Annotated in this window: 16 protein-coding genes; 8 read left to right on the forward strand and 8 right to left on the reverse strand. The window is 31.7% G+C overall.

Features of this window, described 5'->3' with window-relative positions; genetic code table 11:
* Positions 1-129 precede the first annotated feature (129 nt).
* Positions 130-1,035, reverse strand: coding sequence for an accessory Sec system S-layer assembly protein (locus ABID96_RS01315; protein ID WP_192603498.1), 906 nt, complete (start codon positions 1,033-1,035; stop codon positions 130-132).
* A complete protein-coding gene (secA2, locus tag ABID96_RS01320) occupies positions 1,019-3,406 on the reverse strand; it encodes an accessory Sec system translocase SecA2 (RefSeq protein WP_192603497.1) in 2,388 nt (795 codons plus the stop codon). The genes ABID96_RS01315 and secA2 overlap by 17 nt, the downstream gene beginning before the upstream one ends.
* Before the next feature lie 500 nt (positions 3,407-3,906).
* On the opposite strand from secA2, the gene ABID96_RS01325 reads away from it, so the two are divergent.
* The 4 genes from ABID96_RS01325 to ABID96_RS01340 all read left to right on the forward strand — a co-directional run bounded on the left by ABID96_RS01325 (position 3,907) and on the right by ABID96_RS01340 (position 10,751).
* Positions 3,907-6,282 carry an Ig-like domain-containing protein gene (locus tag ABID96_RS01325; RefSeq protein WP_192603496.1) on the forward strand — a complete coding sequence of 792 codons (2,376 nt, stop codon included), beginning with the start codon at positions 3,907-3,909 and terminating at the stop codon, positions 6,280-6,282.
* A 725-nt stretch (positions 6,283-7,007) separates the two neighbouring features.
* On the forward strand, positions 7,008-8,345 hold the full coding sequence (locus tag ABID96_RS01330) for a hypothetical protein (protein WP_192603494.1): 1,338 nt from the start codon (positions 7,008-7,010) through the stop codon (positions 8,343-8,345).
* 535 nt (positions 8,346-8,880) lie between these two features.
* Positions 8,881-9,075 carry a hypothetical protein gene (locus tag ABID96_RS01335; RefSeq protein ID WP_192603493.1) on the forward strand — a complete coding sequence of 65 codons (195 nt, stop codon included), beginning with the start codon at positions 8,881-8,883 and terminating at the stop codon, positions 9,073-9,075.
* A 326-nt stretch (positions 9,076-9,401) separates the two neighbouring features.
* The gene (locus ABID96_RS01340) at positions 9,402-10,751 is read left to right on the forward strand and encodes a S1C family serine protease (RefSeq protein WP_192603492.1); all 1,350 of its coding nucleotides are present in this window, start codon (positions 9,402-9,404) and stop codon (positions 10,749-10,751) included.
* Between the two features lie 63 nt (positions 10,752-10,814).
* On the opposite strand, the gene ABID96_RS01345 is transcribed toward ABID96_RS01340, so the two are convergent.
* Positions 10,815-11,528 (reverse strand): hypothetical protein, encoded by a 714-nt coding sequence (locus ABID96_RS01345; RefSeq protein WP_192603491.1) that lies wholly within the window; start codon positions 11,526-11,528, stop codon positions 10,815-10,817.
* A 303-nt stretch (positions 11,529-11,831) separates the two neighbouring features.
* Here ABID96_RS01345 and ABID96_RS01350 point away from each other — a divergent pair, with 303 nt between their 5' ends.
* The 3 genes from ABID96_RS01350 (at position 11,832) to ABID96_RS01360 (ending at position 14,383) form a co-directional block, all read left to right on the forward strand.
* Entirely contained in the window at positions 11,832-13,283 is a 1,452-nt protein-coding gene (locus ABID96_RS01350) for a hypothetical protein (RefSeq protein ID WP_192603490.1), read from the forward strand.
* A 253-nt stretch (positions 13,284-13,536) separates the two neighbouring features.
* A complete protein-coding gene (locus ABID96_RS01355) occupies positions 13,537-13,938 on the forward strand; it encodes a hypothetical protein (protein ID WP_192603489.1) in 402 nt (133 codons plus the stop codon).
* Between the two features lie 115 nt (positions 13,939-14,053).
* The gene (locus ABID96_RS01360) at positions 14,054-14,383 is read left to right on the forward strand and encodes a hypothetical protein (protein WP_192603488.1); all 330 of its coding nucleotides are present in this window, start codon (positions 14,054-14,056) and stop codon (positions 14,381-14,383) included.
* A 90-nt stretch (positions 14,384-14,473) separates the two neighbouring features.
* On the opposite strand, the gene ABID96_RS01365 is transcribed toward ABID96_RS01360, so the two are convergent.
* From ABID96_RS01365 to ABID96_RS01385, 5 genes are all read right to left on the reverse strand, one after another.
* A complete protein-coding gene (locus tag ABID96_RS01365) occupies positions 14,474-14,872 on the reverse strand; it encodes a hypothetical protein (RefSeq protein ID WP_192603487.1) in 399 nt (132 codons plus the stop codon).
* Positions 14,873-14,883: 11 nt separating this feature from the next.
* A complete protein-coding gene (locus tag ABID96_RS01370; protein WP_192603486.1) occupies positions 14,884-15,027 on the reverse strand; it encodes a YvrJ family protein in 144 nt (47 codons plus the stop codon).
* 27 nt (positions 15,028-15,054) lie between these two features.
* Positions 15,055-15,264, reverse strand: a complete 210-nt coding sequence (locus ABID96_RS01375) for a hypothetical protein (protein WP_192603485.1) — start codon at positions 15,262-15,264, stop codon at positions 15,055-15,057.
* 11 nt (positions 15,265-15,275) lie between these two features.
* A complete protein-coding gene (locus ABID96_RS01380; protein WP_192603484.1) occupies positions 15,276-15,854 on the reverse strand; it encodes a sigma-70 family RNA polymerase sigma factor in 579 nt (192 codons plus the stop codon).
* A gap of 306 nt (positions 15,855-16,160) precedes the next feature.
* The gene (locus ABID96_RS01385; protein WP_192603483.1) at positions 16,161-16,586 is read right to left on the reverse strand and encodes a hypothetical protein; all 426 of its coding nucleotides are present in this window, start codon (positions 16,584-16,586) and stop codon (positions 16,161-16,163) included.
* Positions 16,587-17,028: 442 nt separating this feature from the next.
* On the opposite strand from ABID96_RS01385, the gene ABID96_RS01390 reads away from it, so the two are divergent.
* Complete coding sequence (locus tag ABID96_RS01390) at positions 17,029-17,742, forward strand: DUF3298 and DUF4163 domain-containing protein (RefSeq protein WP_192603482.1); 714 nt, start codon at positions 17,029-17,031, stop codon at positions 17,740-17,742.
* The last annotated feature ends 61 nt before the right edge of the window (positions 17,743-17,803 follow it).

The following is a 17,803-nucleotide window of genomic DNA, read 5'->3' on the forward strand; positions in this document are numbered from 1 at the left end:
TTCATCAAAAAGTGGAATGCGAATTGAAGTCAGAAGAAGAAAAGTTGCTATTAATAAAAGAGCTAGTAGACAATTATTATGAGACAAAAAAAAGCTAGAGAACAAGTATACTGTTCTCTAGCTTATACTTTATATCATTTGTTGGTTTGGAATTCTTACACTCCATTTAGTAAATTCTTGCTTTTCAACTAAGCTAGCAGGGAAGATAAACGTCCATGGCTTGCTTGTATTCGGCAAAATAGTAAGAGGGGCAAGTGTAAATGAACCGCGTGCGATGATTTCAAAGTTCTCATCAAATAATTCTAATGGTAATACTTCAAGATTTACTGCTTGTTTTGATCCATTTCGAATTAATAATGTTGCAGCTAAGTTTCCATCCTCTTTTAAACTAGCAGAAATTGAATGCAAACTAAGTTCGTTTTCACCAAGCTTAGGTAATGAAGCAACAAGTTTCGTTAATTCCTCTTTTTGCACATCTGATAGTTGTGCTTCCCAAGTTGGTTCTAGGTCTAACTTATGCTCATTTTTTGTTAAATCAAATGCTAATTGGAATCCTGATTTAGGAAGTTCTTCTTTTAATAGTGTTTCACGCTCAAAGTAGAAACGCCAAGGACGACTACTAGAAGCAGGTAATTCCCCAAGCTCTTCTAAGCTAAATTCTTTTCTAGCTAATAGCTCTCTTTCTTCGCTTAAAAGCAATAAGTTAACATCTTGTAATAGAATAGATTTTGCCAAGCTATTTCGAATGAATGCCGTTACCATTGCACCTTCTTCATCAACTTCAATATCAATGGCTGACAATGACAATTGGTTAGGTTGTAATGGCGGCAATTCATTATTTAAAAATTGATAAACATAGCGAGTTTCATCCTCAATATACATTAATGGATGAAATGAGATTTTAGGAAAAATTTCTTCCACTGCTTCATGTTCAGTTTGTTCAGGCAGAGCATTAGAAGAATCGTGTAATAAATCATTCGAAGAAACAGTTGAGTCTTTACCTTTTTGTAATAAACGCTTAATCGATGAAAACATGTTCTTCTTCCTCCTCAATAGCTGGGTTACTTAAATCTTGAAAAGTTGAAGCAAGATTTACAGAAATTTCTCGTTGAATATGATAAAAAGTTGTTTCAAATAATTTGAAACCATCGAACTCATATAGACGAATTGGATCCTCTTGTTGATATTGTCTTAAATGAATTCCTTCTATTAGATTTTGTAAATGGTCTAAATGCTCAGTCCAATATTGATCAACAATCTCTAATGCTGAATATTTCATTAAACTCACAACAGCTTCTTTTGATTCTTCATCAAGATTATTTAGAAGGTCTTTATAAACAGCAAGCGCTTCGCTAACAACTTGCCAAGCATCTTGTTCATCTTCTAAATGCTCAGTATCAATACGAAGTGGTGGAATTAGTTGTTCAAGAGCAGTTTTACCTTCCAATTGATCCCATTCTTCCATAACACTATTTTCTGGATAGTAGATCTTCAGTGACTTTTCAATTGTTTGGTCTACTTGCTTTGTTAACCATTCTAAATCGATATCGTTAATTAGTAGATTGTTACGGAATTCGTACATAACACGACGATGTTCATTTGCAACGCCATCTAATTTAAGCTGCCATTCACGAATAGAGTATTGATTTCCTTCACATAAACGTTGTGTTGTAGAAACAAACTCTTGAATCGTAGAATTTAGTACTTTTCCATTTTCATCTACTTTTACTTGTTTCACATATTTTTCTAGTTTTTCATGATTGTAACGGACAAATAATTCATCCTCTAATGATAAGTAGAATTGTGATGAACCAGGATCGCCTTGACGACCAGCACGGCCTTTTAATTGAAGATCAATACGTTCACTTTCATGACGCTCTGTCCCAATAACATGTAATCCGCCTAGCTCTGCTACACCTTCACCAAGTGAAATGTCAGTACCACGACCAGCCATATTTGTAGAAATGGTAATCATTCCTTTTTGACCAGCCAGTGCAATCATCTCTGCTTCTTTTTCAACGTGCTTAGCATTTAGTAATTGGAATGAGATACTTTCCTTTTCTAATAACTCAGCAACAATTTCAGATTGGCGAATAGATGTTGTCCCAATTAATATTGGTTGTCCTTTTGCATGACGTGTTTTCACATCTGTAATAACAGCTTTCAGCTTTTGCTCTGTTTTCGCAAAAATCGCATCTTCATGATCGATACGAATAACCGGGCGATTTGTTGGAATTTGAATAACTTCCATATTATAAACTTGTAAAAATTCTTTCGCTTCTGTTTTACCAGTTCCTGTCATACCAGAAAGGATCGGATACATACGGAAGTAATTTTGAATTGTTACAGAAGCAACAGTATGGTTTTCTTCAGTTGATTCTAATCCTTCCTTTGCTTCGATCGCTTGATGTAATCCATTGCTTAGTGAACGACCTTCCATAATTCGTCCAGTGAATAAATCAATTAATTGAATTTCTCCATCACGAACAATATAGTCAACATCACGTTCAAACAATACTTCAGCACGTAAAGCATTATGAACATAATGGAAAAGAGTCATATGTTCTAAGTCATATAAGTTATCAATTGAGAAAGCTCTTTCTACTTTTGATATTCCATCCTCTGTTAAAGCAATTGCTTTTGACTCTTCATCATATAAATAATCCGTATCTTTTTTAAAAGTACGAATAAATCTGGCACATAGTAAATATAAATGTGATTGTGCTGATTTTTTACCAGCAATAATTAATGGTGTTTTTGCTTCATCTATTAATACGGAATCAATTTCATCAATGATTGCATAATTGAACGGGCGTTGTACTTGTTCCTCAGGTGAACTCACCATATTGTCACGTAAATAGTCAAATCCAAATTCGGTACCGATACCATATGTAATATCAGCGTTATATGCAGATTTTTTTTCTTCTATTGAAAGGTCTGGAATATTTAATCCAACAGTTAGTCCTAAAAATTCATGAATTTGGCCAATTTGCTCAGAATCACGACGAGCTAAATATTCATTTACAGTAATAATGTGAACGCCTTTTCCTTCAAGTGCACGAGTATACGCTGGTAATGAAGAAACTAATGTTTTTCCTTCACCAGTCGGCATTTCAGAAATGTTTCCATCTAATAATGAAAGTCCACCGATTAACTGTACATCATAGTGACGCATGCCAAGTACTCGTTTTGAAGCTTCACGTACTAAAGCAAATGCTTCAACTTTCAAATCATGAATCGTTGCTTCATTATTAGTAATTTTTTGTTTCCATGTATAAGTAAGTTCACGTAAAGCTTCATCAGTTTGATCTTCATAGAATGATTCAAGTGCATTTATATCAGAAACTAATTTTTCATATTCTTTTAATTTTCGATTGCCAATTATTTTTTGCAATGATTGGATCAAGGATGTTCCCTCCTAAGATGGTAATCTATATCGTTTCTATTCTATTAATGTAACATAAGTTCTGCTCTTCTCGAACTAGAAAAAATTTGAATTCGGTGAAAATAGTGAAAAAGGGAACTGATTTCACAAATATTTTTCGACAAAAGTAGGAGAATGGACTTATCTTTTAGAATTTAATAAAAAAGTTTAAAAAAAGACTACAAATATGACTATTAATGACGATGTATTAAGTGTACAGCAAAGTGTTTGTAACAAAACTGAAAAGTTTGTAATGTAAAATTATTACTAATATTTAAAATTTTTTGTACAAATTTCGAATTAATTGTTGTATACTAGCGTTGTTAACCATTTAGTAAATTATGTCAAAATCTTACATAATTTGTAAATTTGGCAGTAGGGGATAGAGATATTGACCTACAATTGAGTTAATACCTAGAGTAGGAGAATGCATCTTTTATTCTAGTAAAATACTACATAAGATCACAGGGAGGAACACTAGAATGGCATTTAACAAAAACAAAAAAATCGTTACTACAGCTTTAACAGCTGCAATGGTAGCATCTGCTGTAGCTCCTGTAGCTGCTGCAACAAAAGCTGTAACACCAGTTCAAGCTGCAACGAAAGCAGTTGACGCTTACTACAAATTATCAGTAAAAACTAAAGCGGACGTACAAAACTCTGCTAAAGTTAAAAAGGTTGCTTTAACTGCAATCGCTAAATTAGGCAAAAAAGACGCTAAAGTAAAAGCTTCTTTAACTGCTAAAGTAGCTAAGAAATCTGCTGCTATCAACAAATACTACCAAACAGTAATCGTTGCTGCTGAAAACGAAGCGAAAGCAATCGCTGCTGTAGAAGCTTTCATTAAATTAGCTTCTTCAACTCCAGTAACTGCTGAAACTACTAAAGAACAAGTAGAGCAAGCTTATGCTCAAGCACTTGCTTTAATCGCTAAAGTTAAAACAGAAGCTAAGAAAACTGAATTCAAAGCTGCTGCTGACAAAATGAAAGCTGACGCTTTAGCTAAAATTGAAGAATTAGCTACTCCAAAAGTTGCTAGTGTAACTGCAATTAACGCTAAACAATTAGTTGTTACATTTAATAAAGAACTTCAAGCTGGTTTAGCAACTGGTGGTGCAGAAGTTGTAACAAACTATACACTTGGTTCTGCTAACCCATCTCGTGTAACTTTAAACGAAGATAAAAAATCAGTAACTTTAACTTTTGCTGCTGGATTTGTTGCAGACTTAAACAAATATGTTGAATTCAAAGTTGAAAACGTTAAAGATGCTAAAGGTGTTGCAGTTCCAAAATACCAAGCACCTTTATATTTAGAAGATAAAGTAGTTCCTGCTGCTTCAGTTTCATTCAGTGCTCCAGTAGCATCTGTTAAATTCTCTGAGCCAGTAAACCTTGCTTCAGCTACAGTTTCTTTAGATGGCGTAGCAAAAACTGCTGGTGCTGACTTTACAGTAACTGAAGATTCAGTTGACGCATTAAAAGGAGCAGTTAAATTAGCATTTAGCGGATTAGCAACAGGTACTCATAATATTGCTATCGTTGGTGCTAAAGATTTAGCTGGTAACTTCTTACCTGACACAGTATTAACAGTAACTGTAGGTTCTGATAATGTTGCTCCAGAAGTAACTTCTGTTGTTGCTGAAGGATCAAATGTTCGTGTAACTTTCAGCGAGTCAGTTGATCAAGCAGTATTAAAAGATGGTGTAACTACTGTTGGTACTGTATTAAAAGCAGCTTCAGTTGATGGAGCTGGAAAAGAATTTGTAATTGATGCAAGTGCACTAATCACAGGTTCTAATACTTTTGTTACAAAAGAATTAACTGTTGCTGCTGGTTCAGCTGATGCTAGTGGTAATACTAGTAAAGAATTAAAGAAAACTTTAACTCTTACTTTAGATAAAGTTGCTCCTAAAGTAACTTCAACAACAATTAAAAGTGATAAAATCATCGTTAAACTTGATGAAGCTATCGTAGCTGGCGATACTCCAATTGCTGCAAGTGTTGATTATGATTTCACGACTGCTGACGGTATTGTAAAACCTACTGCTGCACTAGCTTTAGATGGTGTTGCATATGTTTATGATGCTAATAATGATGGAGACACTACTGATGCTGGTGAAAACCAATATTTAGTACTTGATGCTTCAGCTGCACTTGCTGCTGGTAAATATAAAGTATCAGTTCCTGAAAAAGCAATTAAAGATACAAAAGGAAATAATATTGGAGCAACTACATTAACATTCGAAGTATCTCCTACTTCAAATGTTCTTGAAACGTTAAATGCAACTCCAACTCAAGTTTCACCTGGTGTATTACAGTTTGTTTTCAGTGCAGAAGTAACTGATGCTGCATTAAATCCAAATAACTTTACAATCAATGGAGCTACAGTTCCTGCAGGATCTAAAATTTACTTCTATGGTGATAAAACTACTGTACGTGTTGAATTACCAGAAGGATTTGTTGCTGTTGATGGAAGCAGAACAGTAGCAGTTAAAGATATTAAAGATAAAAATGGAAATCTTTTAACTACAGCTGCTAAAAATGGTTCATTAGTTGTACTTAAAGAAAACATTAAAATCGCTGCAACAAAAGTTACTTTAACAAGCAGCAAAACTCTAGAAGTAAGTTTCTCTGAAGCTATTAAAGCTGGATTAACACTTTCTGGAATTGAAGTTAAGAAAAATGGTGTAGTAATTCCTACAGCTGATGTAGCGATCACTTACACTGGAAGTACTGTTACATTAACAACAACTTCTGCATCATTTGATTTAGCTGATACAATCACTGTTGGATTTGTTTCTTCAAATGTTCAAGATGCTAATGGAAATACAATTAAAGATGTTGTAGTTTCAAAATAATAGCAAAAGGGTCTACTCCACTTGGAGTAGACCCTTTTTTTGTATCTAAATCAATTTATAAGAAATTAATATTGTTACGCGGTATAAAATAGGCTTTTATAAGAGCTTACTTATAAAGATTAAAATAATAAAAAAAATTTTCAACTTCATGCATACATATTTAAATGCTTCTTTGAAATACTAATTTTGTTTTATTTATAAATAAATCTTATTACTAATCTAGTTAAGTTAAAGAATTGTAACTTATTAATTTATAAAAGAGGTGTGATTTTAGAATATGCCAGTTATAGGTATTAGTTATTGTAGAAAGTCTATAACAGTCAAAGAAGCACATTTAGGCCAAAGTGTGAGTTATCAGCAATCAACAATTGAAGAGTATGCAAAAAGAAATAAGATAGAAATAGTTAAAACATATAATGATATTGGTTCTTAAGTAAAACAATTGATAAATCAGATTTACAAGAGATGTAAATGGATTTGAAAAATAAAATGATCGATGTTTTAGTCGTTTGTGATAAGTGTGTTCAAAATTTTAGGCAACACACAGACCATTAGTGAAATTGTGAAAAAATACACTTAAACTAACTGGCAGTATAGTTGAACAAGGAATTATAAATTAATATCATCTCTTCTTTTGTTTTAACTTCATATACATAATTCAAAGGTTGCAAATAATTGTTAAATTATTCCAAAATTATCCGATACCTAATGTGAGGTGATCATAAATGAATATAACCACACAAATTGGGATTCGCTCGAGTATTACTATCGAAAACGAAAACGTAAGTAAACCATTCGGCGAAATAAACGTGCAACCATCCCCAGCGATCGACCAACTAACGATCGAAGAATCTGTTACAAAAAGTGTTCTACACGATATCAAAGGAATGGAAACCTACTTACTAAAATACACCACAACGAATGACTTAACCGTTGACACCACAAACTTGGTCGTAAAACATGCCTATTTACGCGATCAAATACTGCGTCATTTTGAAGGCGACGAACAAACAAAACGACTAGACAAATTAGAACAAATACTCACGAAACGAATTTCGTCCATCTCGGAGTCAAAGGCAGAATATATGGGGAATCTGTTGAATTTACAATCAGATAATCTTTACGAGGATGGCTATGTTTGTGAAGCATTAAACGGGAGTATCGAGGCGTATGTTGAAGAAGAAAAGAAAAAACAATCAGGAGAAATCGTTGTAGACAAAAATGACTTGAAAACAAAAATAGCACAAGGCATACGAGACCAGATTGCTTCTTTCCAAAATGTCATCGAAACAAACCAAAAAGAGTGGCAAAAGGTCTTGGAAACTGGTGGGGCGGGCATGGATCCCTTCTATCAAACTGTATTAGACAATATCAAGTCAAAAAGTACTCCATCGAATTCAATTGAAGACTTAGGATTTAACGAAATTAATACATTAAGCGAAGCGCTCGATACCATGCGAAAAGGCATTTATATTGTTGGCTCAGCTGATCAGGTACTTGCTTATTTGGGCTTTGCGAAAGCAAAACTAAACGTATTCTTGGAACATAAAGAAATGCCTGATTTTTTACGGAACACTATACGTGAAAAAATGAACGAAGCAGCTACTATCAAAAAGAAGAGTGTGCTAGAGGGTGAGTCACTATGGCAAAGTCTACGTAGCTGGTCGATCGAAAATAGTGCGCGAGAGCGAAATGGTATGCCGAAACTTTCCATCGACGACCTTCGCATCAATCAAACGGATACACAAAAAGCGGATACCAAAAAGATGCTAGCTTTTCAGCAGGCATTTGAAGACTTAGGGAACGTCAAAAGTGCGCTATTTAGTCAAACGTTCCTTGCTTTATTGGACTCATTCAACGATTATCTATCAAACAAATACAAACAGGTTGATCCAGGACCAGAACCAATCGAAAGAGCGAAGAGGGCTCGTCAACATGCTAAAGAGTCTATGATCAATGATTGGAATGCATTTGCCGAAAAACTCTTTTCATCTAACGAGCAATTAAAGAAAGACTATACGGTACAAGTCAATCCGGGGGACAAAATCGATCGAACGGTGTGACATTATAGTGATATTAAACAATATCTATCAGATATAGCAAGTTTAATTGCAAACCAGTAAAAAAAAGACTAGTACATAATAAAGTACAACTAACTGGCGCGTTAGTTGAATAATCGGAATTGATTTTGGAAGCATGAATGAAAAACTTAATGGAATCTGCATATAGATTAAGATGGAGGAAGTCATGGGTTATCTAATAGAGGTTTGTATATTTTATTGGCCAATTACACTTTTAGTAATAATAGGCTTAATATTATTCATGAAGTTTAAACCGAAAGATTGGTATTAATACAGGTACATATCTTGCGAAATTAGATCATACAATCTACTCTTCTAAAAAATAGGGATATATAGTTAATTATATAGGTCTTGTTCAACTAAAGTATGCGTTAGTTGGACTACAAGAAGGCTACTTTGGTAGCCTTTTTATTATGGAAAATGGATAAATGATTATGGTTTTAAATTAAAAAAAATTATTAATTTAATCGATATATAGTTAAAAGAATATTTCAAATTTGCTAATGCTGGTACTGACTTGGAGGTATTCCAAGGAACTAGTACAACTGCTTTAGGTGAAGTATCTGAAACAATTTCAGGTAATAAAGAAATAATCGAACTTACTACTCCACTAACTTCATTAAGTGGACTTCAAGTTAAAGCTCATAGCACAATTGATTTAGTAGATCTTAACAACAACGCTATTAACTTCACTGGCGTTGCTGTACAATAATATTTCTGAATACTAGTATTTTCTAAGAAAATACATTGCTATTAAGCCCTGTTGAGAGAAATCTCAACAGGGCTTTTATTATTCAGTGAATAATGTTAATGATTATTTGCTTATATAAGAAAATTTTTAAATGGTTAATTTTTAATATTTATTACTATTCAGGTCCAAAAACCGTTAGTAATTTGTTAATATTTACCATGTATTTTTATGGTAAAATTTTCCTACACTGAGTTAATTTAACCTTAACTCATATAATCAAATTCTAATATCCTAAGAATCTCTGTTTATATCATAAGGTTACTGTGCTCTTACATAGGAGGAAAGAAATGAAAAAACTGTTAATGATTTGTGTTTGTGCATTATTGTTTAGTTTTTCTGTTTTTTCACCACAGGCTTCTGCAGCAGGTATTAAATTAACAATGAAACAAACGAAGTATAGTTTGGAAGTTGGTAAGAGTGTTAAAGTTGGTCTTTTTGTTTCGGGGACAAAGCTTTCTAAAGTCAAATGGAAGTCTAGTTCGAGTGCAATCATAACGGTGAATCAATCTGGTACTGTTAAGGGGATGAAAGAAGGTTCTGCAAAGGTTACTGCATATCTTCCTAATACAAAATATAGTGCAGTGACAAATGTAACTGTATCTAAGAAAGCTATGACTACACAAGCGGTATTCCAAAAGGTAAATCCTTCTATTGTGTATATTGAGCTATATGATGCGAAAGATAAGTTATTAAAAACAGGTAGTGGTGTCATTACAACATCCGATGGTGTTGTTGTAACAAATCACCATGTTATTACTAATATTGTTGAACCAAGTTACGTCGTAATTGTATTAAGTGATGGAAGAAAGTTTAAAACGAACCAAGTGATTGGGTTTGATGCCGATCGAGATTTAGCTGTATTGAAGATTAATGGCGTTTCTAATTTAAAAGCAGTTACATTAGGTGATTCAAGTTCAATTAAGACAGGTGAAAAGAGTTTTGCTTTAGGTAGTCCTTTAGGAATTAGTAATACAATTACTGAGGGAATCATTAGTAATAAATCTGTGAAATTGGATGGCGATTCAACACCATATATTCAAAGTACTGCACCAATTAGTAGTGGAAATAGTGGTGGTGCACTTGTGAATAAGTACGGTGAGGTAATTGGTATTAATGTAGCCACTTTAGTTGAGGGTCAGAATATGAACCTTGCGATACCAATCAATTACTATAAGAAGATAAAATTAACATCTCCGAATACATTGTTGTCTGTGAATCGTTTGTATTATGTTCCATTAAGTGGTGAAGGGACTATAGAAGAGGAAGAACCAAATGATTTACCGAAGGATTCTGATCTACTAGAGTTTAAGAAAAATCACATTAAAGCTACGATTAGTAATAATGATGATTTTGATTATTATGCGTTCCTTTTAACTGAAGAGTCTACAGTAAAAATAGAATCATATGCACTAGATGCTAATTTACAGGGAGAATATTCTTTTGAAATATATGATGTAAATGGTGAAACAGTTGATTGGGGAGAAGAAGAAAGAGACACAACGGGGAAAATCGTTTCAAAATCTGAGACTAAATTGCCTCCTGGGATTTATATCATAGAATTTGCAACGTATTTAGATACTACTCAAGTGTTCTCAAACTCTGCCTATAACACAACGGTTGAAGTGATTACTCAATAATTGTAGGTTTATTATTTAACAAAGCCTGTTCTTAAACATAGAACAGGCTTTGTTTATTTTTAATTAATATGAATAATTATCATAATAGTAATCTTCATCGATTACATCTTCTGAATCTTCATCAGTATATTCATCGTCTTCATATCCATCATATTGCTCAACAATATAATAAAGTGTCTCATTTAAATATTCTTCAGCTTCAGCTACGTTATTAAGTTCACTTACAAGTTTATAGTATAATTTAACTTGTTCATTTCTAATTTTTAAAGCTGAGTCAAATTTTTTCGCTTTCACTTCAGCTACGTATTTTTTTTCATATTCATTTATTTTTGCATTTATTTTATTCGTATTCGAGTTTGTTTTTGCTACGTCATCAATGTAAGTTGAAAGTTCATCAATTTCATAAGATTCTAAGTAATCTTCTAGACCACTATTATCAGCTGTTAAATCTGAAATATGCTTTAGATAAAATGTTACTAATTCATCCTCAGTTAGATCAATTGTTTCTTCCTCAAATAGACTTCCGAACATTTCTGCATTTGCTGAGCGATACTCAGTAATATAAGCATTCCATTCTTTAACATATTGCTTATACTCTTTAATTGTTCTACCTAATTCTGCTACTTTTTTGTTAAATTCTTGTTGTGTAAGTGGTTTTTGTTTTTTAGCTTCTGCAACGTTTGATTGGCCGATTAGCTTTGATATACTTGTTGAAACTGGTGCTAAAGTTAGACCAAGGCTCATCGTAGCAACAATCAGCAAATTTGTTTTTTTCAATTTTCCCACCATCACTTCCAGGTATTTTTGTCATGTCCTTAGTTAAAAAGAATTAGACTCATACTTATATCGGTAATATATAATCAAATTTTAATTGTTTTTTAACTAGTTTAGGATTATGGGTCTAGAAAAACATGATTTAAATGATCCGTTTTAATGCCTTTTTACATGTTTACGAGTTCATTAAAATGATAAGATGGTAGACGATAATGGGTAAAATTAAATCTATTAAATTATCTTAATTTAACTTAAAATAGTACCGAAAGAAAAAATTTCAGAATATCAACAAAGGGAGAGTACAACGTGAAGAAATTATTATCTTATGTAACTGCTTTTGCACTTGCTTTGTCTGCCTTTGGTGGGTTTGCTACAGTCGGATCTGCTGAAACAACAGAAGTAGAACAAAATGGGACAAAGGAAACTGCAACAAATATTAGTTTTTCATCAACTGGAGATGAACTATATCCATATGAGACTTACGGTACTGGAACATTTGAAACAGCTGAGGATGTTGATACTTATAAGTTTACATTAAGCAAAGCTGGTGGAATTAAAGTACAAACATCAGTATTAAGAACTGCTGTTACTTCAATAGAGCTTTACAATGAACAGGATGAAACGCTGCAAAGCTGGTCTTTAGCAGAGGGTGAAGAATCAATTGATGCGTTTTATGAGGGGTTACCTGCTGGAACATACTATATTAAAATGTCAGTTGAAAGTGGAACTGTAGATAATAATTCAAATATGTATAGTATGCGAGTTCTATACTGGACTGATAACTATTTAGAAAAAGAATCAAATAATGATCCAACTACTGCAACACCAATGACGCTAAATAAATATTACACTGGTTTTACTGATATTGAAACGGATGATATTTTTAAAATTACGACTCCGTCAACTGGTAAATTAACAATCCGTGGAAGCTATTCTCCAAACGTAGCTTTAAATTACTTATTAGTAAATTCTAAGTATGAAGTTGTTGAAGATTGGACGATTGAACCGAATGAAACTGATGAAGTTGATGATATCTTTACAGTTGGTGTAGCCGCAGGAACTTATTATGTGGTAGTTACACATGATCCTGAAGATGAAGACGCAAACGAGTATTACATGACACAAGCGAAGTTTGTTGCTGATAATTACACAGAAAAAGAGAATAACGAAACAACAACTACTGCAACACCAGTCGCATTAAAACGTGCTTATAATGGGATTTTATCTTGGAAATCTGATGTTGATACGTACAAGTTAAATATGCCAGCAACAGCAAATGTAACATTAAACATGTCACAAGCTCCAAACACTGCATTTAAAGCAGTTTTAGTAGATAGTAAAAACAAAGTAGTAAAAACATTCTATACAAAAACTGGTAAATCTAATAATGTTTCACTTGGAAATATCAATTTAGCAAAAGGAACTTACTTCTTAAAGGTTTCACACTACAAAGGTGACTATGAGCAAGTGCCTTATAAATTAAATCTTCAACCAAAAGTAATGTGGGGTAAGATTGAATACAAACCAGGTATGACAGGTAAAACTGTTGCTGTGGCAACAACGAAAATCTACAAGCTAAAATCTGGTAAATTAGTTTATTATAAAACAATCGCAAAAGGCACTGAAAATGGTGTTTATGGTACTGACAAATATGGATACAAATTAGGTAATAGTTTGTATATCAAGAAAAGTACGACTGTTAAGTACTATACAGTACCTACTTCAATTAAAACTAGTTATACATTAGTAAATAAATAAGAGAATGACGAAGCCTTTAAAAGAGGTTTCGTCTTTTTTTTGTACTTCAATTATCTTTTCAAATAAGTCATTTAAGTGCGATTGTAAGTAGTAGTAACAACAAAAGTAGTAAATGATAAAAATTATATATTACAAAAGATTTTATTAAAAATTTTAATCATCAGGTTTAAATTATTAGTAAATGTTTCACTTATATTACTATAAACATTACAACCGGTTGATTATGTTTAAATAAATTTAAGGAGAGGATTGCATGCCAGTACCAGGAGAGACGTTTTTTGTTGAAACTATAAGTAATATTGACAAGACATATAAACAATTAAATAACGAATTTATTAGAGTAAATTCTGGAGGGTATAAAGATATCGTTTCTGCACTTAGTTCAGGAGCAACTGGAATAGTTTTGACAATAATAGGTCTATTCTATGCAGGTGCTATTTGCGCAATTTCAGGAATAGTACTAACAGCAGCAACCGTAGCAAGTCAAGTAAAAAAAGAATTGCAAAATGCAAATTATGTCTCAAATATGTCTAAGCTAAAAAGTGGAACATATAAATATTTAAGAATTAAAACTAGTGTTTATAAGACTTTTACAGGTTCTGCATCAGGTAATATGTGGAGCTATACATCAAAACAAACTGCACAATTTATTTAAGGATTAAGAAATGTCATTGAATTAATTCAATGACATTTTTTTGACGAAATTTTAGTAAAATTTAATTATAAAATCATAGTAAAATAATAGTATTAATAAAATATGGGAGGTATTTATGAGAAGTTTTGAGAAAGAATTTACTAGTATTGGGCTTGAAGATTATGATTTTAAATTAGTTGAAAAATTTCACAGTCTAAACTTTGAAGTTATAGGCAACTTTAATGTCTATAATGGTAAGGTAATAGTTATTGAAAAGTTTTTATATTCATTAGGGTGTAAATTGGTATCTACAATAGTAATAACTACACAGAAAAACTTAACAAAAGTTAATGTGGTAACGGCCGGGGGGAAAGTACGTGAGTTTCTTGATCTTGGTGCAAATAAAAACACTCATAATGAAGTAATAATGAACATTGAAGAATTATTTAGAGAAGAGATTTTGTAGTAACATAGTAGGAAGAAAGGAATTTAACTTAACAAAAAAAGTTTGGTCCAATATAAAAAGTTAAGGATCAAACTCGATAAAACCATTATTTTACTTTATAAATGCAATTTGAAGAGATTGTTCAAATTCTATCTTTCCACTTTTATCTTCAGTTTTATACACACATAGATTATATTTTAAGTATCCTCTACTTTTGATAAATTTTAGCTTATTATATAATTCTTTATCTTTTAGCGTATAATAGAAAATTGAGATTATACCATCTAAATTAGATATTTTTAATTCCTGATACATATTAAAATTACATTTTGCTCCAAGTAATTTTGAAAATATCTGGATGATTCTTTCTTCTCCAAAGATATCAATATCTTTAACTAAATCTCTAGTTTCAGGAGAAATTTTTAAAAAAATATGGTATAGCTCTTGTAAATTATTATAATTTAGATAAACTGTTGGGAATTTTTTATAAAGACTTCTAGTTATCTCCATGCAATATCTCCTTATAATTTTTGGATAATTACTTCTTTTATTTGGTCTATTGATTTAGTTAAGAACTCTATTTTTTTTTCAAATCTATATAATAAATAAACGGTTACTGCTATTGGAAACCCAAAATTATTAATTATATTTATAAATTCCGTCATAAACTTTCCTCCATAGAACACTTAGATTTACTCTTCTTCATTAAAAAAGTCAAAAAAGCCTGGTGGCTCAGCAATAATATTGTCTATATCTAAATATTTTTCATAAATTAATATCTTTATTTCTTGTTCTAAATCGTCTTGGTAAACTATTGGTAGTTTTTTCACATTTCTATAAATATAGGGCTCTAGTTCCTTTAATAAGGCATGAAATTCCTTCTGGCTATTATTTTCATTCATGTTATCCCCTTCTAGCTTAATGATGAAATATAATATTTTTTTATTTGGTTTAACGCATTTTTATGAATTTTATTAATATTTTGAGGTGTAGAGCCTATTTTTAAAGCTATTTCAGTTTGTGATAGGTTATGAAAATACATAAGTCTAATGACTAATCGTTGTTTTGAGGTTAAAATTTTTAATGCTTTTTGCAATCCATCATTTTCGATATTTTCCATTGGATCGCCTACTTGAAATGAAACAACATCTTCACTAATTAGAAGTTCTTTTGAAGTTAATGAAGTATCAACAAATTTTAGGGGAGCATCTAAAGTTAGAGGATAACGCTTATTTAATTTATAATAGCGTTTACTAAAGTCTATAGATTTTAAGCGTACTAATTTAGAAAAATAACATTTTTTTCTAAATTTTAATAGAAAGCTTTTAAAGGCTGTATCTAATAATTTTTGTTTTTCAAAATCAGGATAATTAAGATATGATTTCAATAATATTAGATTTTCATCCTCCTCTAAAAATTTATTAATAATAAATCTTTTCTGTACCTGCACATTATTGACGTATTGTTTAACTAAGTCATTTTCGTATTCCATACAAAAATACCATCCTTCTTTAGTAATAAAATCATTTTTGCTCTATTAATATAGTGATATCATTCTTAAGAAATTAAACCTGATATAAGAATTGTTGAAAAGTGTTGGAAATTTTTATGACTGTTTTAAAGAAAAATATCAATAAAAAAGAAGCGTAGAAGGTAAGAACCTGGCAATTACCAATATAGTTAGAGTTTAGGGGATTTAAAATTTGGAGTATAAAATGCTTGAGGGTACGGTAAAAAAAATTTAGAAGAAGAATAATAAATATCCCAGAATCATAGTTTGATTCTGGGATTTAATATATCAACTATTTTTACTAATCTTCTCAACAAATTCCTCAGAATACATCTTACTAATCGCAGTAGTCAAAACACCCATTACCGTAAACAAAAGAAACACAGTAAGTGCAGTCCCAGCAACTTTTCTGCCGATATTCTTTTCTTTAAATAGTGGTAGTTTATTGCGGATGTCTTTTATGTTTGTAATCAGAATAAACGGAAGGATAATCATACATAAAACTACAACGAAATTGTTAATGCCTAAAAGAATGCCATCACGAGCTGAGGCTACGTGATTCATTTGGTAACTCATGTAAACATAAGATAGTACGAAAAGAATGGGGTATCCAATTAAAGCGGCAAGTTGTTTCCAAGGTGTGCTAGTTCGAAATCCAGGCATTTGAGTTGCTAACTTGGATGAAGCTAAGAAAAACTGAATTTGTTTTAACATATGTTCTCCTCCGAATACTTGTATAGATTACTAGATAAGTATAGTATACAACCTTGAGTATGCGCTTACAATCTGGCATGGGAAACATTTCAATTTTAAACGTGATTTCCAATATAAAAGTAGGAAAAAATAAATATTACATTTTGTAATATTTGTATTTATTTTGTAACAATTATGTAATATAATTCATATTGTGGTTTATTTGGAATATTTTAGAAGAAAATTAATCGGTTGAAGGAGGGGGATGGTCAGCAGAATACATCAGAGGTTTCTTTTAAATATATCTATTTCCTAGTTTATTAATGCGACTTATTTTCAAATATTCTCAGGTTTTATAAAACCCTTACTTTAAAATCCTTAAATAATACAAATATATATAACTACTAAATGTTCTTGTACTTTCCACAAAAAATTAACCCAAAATAAAGGAGACCAATACAAAATGAAGAAAATCCTATGTGCTTTTTTAGCAGCAGCACTGACTTTTGCTTTAGTTAAGCCATTACCTATGAGTGCAAAAGAGAAAATGAGTAGTAATACACAAGTAGTAGTGAAACCTGTAACTGTAACGAAAGTAAAAATTAAGAACAAACCAGTTACATATCCACAAATTAGTAAAGTGAAAGATCAAAATGCTCGTAAGAAAATTAATGAGTTTTTAAAAACGAAAGGTTTAAATGCTGCGAAAGCTTATATTAAATTTAAGGCAACAGAAGCAAAGGATAAAGCAGAGTGGGATGACAGCCTTGGTGATTGGTGGGGCTATGAATACGATTATTCTTATAAGGTGAAATACAACGAGAATAATCAATTAAGTATTATTTTTTATACTTACACTTACTTAGGTGGAGCACACGGAATGACAACAGGTCAAAGTTATAATTTTGATGTAAAAACAGGGAAATTATATAAATTATCATCAACTATCAATGGTAAGATGGCATCAGTAAAAGATGCTGCTTTTAATACTTTATCCGAAGAATACGGAGATGGTTTATTTATTTCGAAAGCTAGTGAGATTGTATTGAATGATCGTAGCACACTATGGACTTTTGATAAAAAAGGAATCAGACTTATTTTTAGTCAATATGAAGTTTTACCTTATGCAGCGGGAATGCCAGAAGTGGTTATTCCATCTAGCGTATATTTAAATTAAAGGCTCGGAAATGTTAGAGTATGAAAAGAGAATAGTTGGTTCGAGAGTAATTGGAATGGAA

It is taken from the genome of Gottfriedia sp. OAE603, assembly GCF_040543965.1.
GTDB lineage: Bacteria > Bacillota > Bacilli > Bacillales > Bacillaceae_G > Gottfriedia > Gottfriedia solisilvae.